Origin of the sequence: Azohydromonas lata NBRC 102462, from assembly GCF_001571085.1 — a bacterium.
GTDB classification, from domain to species: domain Bacteria; phylum Pseudomonadota; class Gammaproteobacteria; order Burkholderiales; family Burkholderiaceae_C; genus Azohydromonas; species Azohydromonas lata.
Genome location: NZ_BCTC01000229.1, coordinates 1 through 2,751, shown reverse-complemented (window position 1 = coordinate 2,751; position 2,751 = coordinate 1). Strand labels below are relative to the sequence as shown.

Sequence of the window (2,751 nt, the reverse complement as noted above, 5' to 3'; positions counted from 1 at the left end):
CCGTCTATCACCTGGATGATTTCGCCTATGCGGTGTGACGCGTCGCGGATCTCGCCCATGCGCTGCACCATGTGCTGCATGGAGTCGCCACCCTGGCGCGCCGCGTCGCTGGCCTGCTGCGCCAGGCCGCGCGCGGTGGCGGCGTGATCGGCGCTGCAGCGCAGGGTCACGGCGATCTGCTCTATGGAGGCGGCCGTCTGCTGCAGGTGCGTGGCCTGCGACTCGGTGCGCGAGCCCAGGTGGTTGTTGCCAGCGGAAATCTCGCGCGAGGCGGTGCGTATGCCGTCCACCTCGCGGCGCACGTCGCCCACGATGGCCTGCAGGTTGATGTCCAGTTGCGTGAGGCCGCGCATGAGCTGGCCGACCTCGTCGTCGCCGGCCGCGGCCAGCGTGCCGCCGAGCTGGCCCGCGGCCAGACGGTTGGTGGCCGTGACGGCATGGCGCAGCGGCTTGACCGCCATGCGCCGCAGCAGCCACGCCGCCGCGCCCGCGATGCCCAGCGCTCCGGCCAGGCCGACGGCCCAATGGCTGGCCGCGCCCAGCGCGCCGCTGGTGAGCGTGCAGCCCGCGCTCACCAGTGCGATGCGCGAGCCCAGGTCCAGCCGCAGCAGCTGCCGCACCCAGCCGGCCGGCGTGCGTTCGATCAAGGTGCCGTGGCGCAGCGCGTAGCGCCGGGGATGGGCGCGCATGCTGGCGTACAGCGCCTCGGCCTGCGCCACCGCCTCGCGCGACGGTTTTCCGCGCACCGACAGGTAGCCCACGGTCACGCCGTTTTCCAGCACCGGGGTGACGTTGGCCTGCACCCAGTAGTGGTCGCCGTTCTTGCGCCGGTTCTTCACCAGCGCCGACCAGGGCCGGCCTTTCTGGAGGGTGGCCCACAGGTCGCGGAAAGCCTCCTGCGGCACGTCCGGGTGCCGGATCATGTTGTGCGGCTGGCCGAGCAGCTCATCGCGCGAGTAGCCGCTGGCCTGGATGAAGGCCGGGTTGCAGTAGGTGATGCGGCTCTTGAGGTCGGTGGTGGAGACCAGCGTCACGCCGTCCTCCAACACGTACTCGCGGCCGGTCACGGGTCCGGTGTTTCGCATGCGTGTTTGTTCGGCCGTTGTTACGGCGTGTGTAGAGCACTGCGCCGGAATTTGTTGCTTTTTGTCGCTTTCTCGGACGGCGCATCGCTTCCGGAAGCGGGCTCTCCTGGTGGTGCCTGTGACACTGCTTCCTGGAATCGTTGAATCTTATCCGGTTGTAACCGCAGTACATGTGCAGCTCGGACGTTGCCGTGCACAAATGGACAGGGCAGCGCCATCCGTGCTTGCCTCCAACGTGGCCAGCCCACGCAAGCGTGACTTCAATCCAAAAGTGCTGAAATTGCGCTGCCAAATGACGAAATGGCATGGATTGCCGGCCGGCAGGCCGGCGCACGCCGTGGCGCTTCAGCGGGGCAGGGGTAGCAGCGAGGAGGCGCGGCTCAGGCGTTCCGTCAGCAGCGGCGGCAACTCGTCCACGAGGCTGGCCTTGTAGACCACGGGCACCCCGGCCAGGGCGAAGGCGTAGGGCGCGCGCTGTATCTCGTCCAGCGCGGTCAGGACGATGAGCTGGCTGCGCGCGAACTGTGGATGCGTGCGCAGGCTGGTCAGCAGCGTCACGCTGTCTATGCCGGGCAGCAGGATGTCCACCAGCAGCACCGCCGGCTGCAGCTCACCGGCCATGGCCAACCCGGCGATGCCGTCGTCAGCCACGTGCAGCTCCACCTCGGGGAACTGCTCGCGCACCAGCAGCGACACCAGGTGCTGCGTGTGCGCCGAATCCTCTATCAGCAGCACGGTGCGCAGCGTGGGATGCGCGGGCGGCGCGGGCTGCGCCGAGCCGCTGTGGTGGGTGGCCAGCCAGCGCTCGACGGAGCTGCGCGAGATGCGGCGGTGGCCGCCCGGCGTCTTCCAGGCCTGCAGCTCGCCGCGGTCCACCATGAGCTGCACGGAGCGCACCGCCATGCCCAGCCAGCGGGCCACTTCCAGCGTGGTGCAGTGGTCGGCCGCGCCTTCGGCAGCGGGGTTTTCGGTGGCGGAGCGGACGGCGGTCATGTGCGCATTTTTGCCGACTTGCCGATTTTTTGATGGCCCGTGTTTACAGGAATAGCAAATTCACCGATTGCAGGTGGGTGTGCTTTCCCTGGGGGCGCCTCCTTCCCGGATGGGAAGGGCACGCGCGGGCCGGTTGAGGGCCGGGCCCGCGCGGGGTTCGTCAATCGCGCGGCCGGAAGCCGATGACGATGGCCGAGGGCACGCGCCCGTCGGTGTCGCGCGGCAGCACGCCGGTGCGGTCCACGGCGCGCAGCACGGCCTGGTCCCAGTCGGCGTTGCCGCTGCTGCGCACCAGGCGGCGGCCGACGATGGAGCCGTCCGGCGCGGTGCGCACTTCGACTTCGGCCATCGGGTTGCCGTTGATGTCGTCGCCAAAGACGATGTTGGGCTTGACCCGGGCGACGATGCGTCCCGCGTAGCCGGCCGAGGGGCCGCTGTCGCGCGCGGCCTTGCCGCTGGAGCCCGGCGCGCCGTTGCCGCTGGGACCGTCGGCCGAGCCGCCGACCTGGCCCATCATGCGGGCCATCTGCTGCTGGCGCAGCTTGGCCGCCAGCTCCTGCTGGCGCTTGTCGTCGGCGTCTGCCTTGGCCTTGGCGTCCGCCTTGGCCTTGGCTTCGGCCTTGGCGCGCTTGTCGTCCGCCTCGGCCTTGGCCCGCTTTTCGGCTTCGGCCGC

General features: G+C 69.9%; 3 protein-coding genes. All 3 read right to left on the bottom strand.

Annotated features, from left to right (window positions below):
• On the bottom strand, window positions 1–1,085 hold a 1,085-nt coding region (locus ALA01S_RS30675), incomplete at its 3' end, for a methyl-accepting chemotaxis protein (protein ID WP_157119421.1).
• 345 nt (window positions 1,086–1,430) lie between these two features.
• Entirely contained in the window at window positions 1,431–2,078 is a 648-nt protein-coding gene (locus tag ALA01S_RS30670; RefSeq protein ID WP_066343519.1) for an excisionase family DNA-binding protein, read from the bottom strand.
• Between the two features lie 160 nt (window positions 2,079–2,238).
• Window positions 2,239–2,751, bottom strand: a 513-nt coding sequence (gene tolA, locus ALA01S_RS30665; RefSeq protein WP_084268110.1) for a cell envelope integrity protein TolA, incomplete at its 5' end; no start/stop codon positions are given.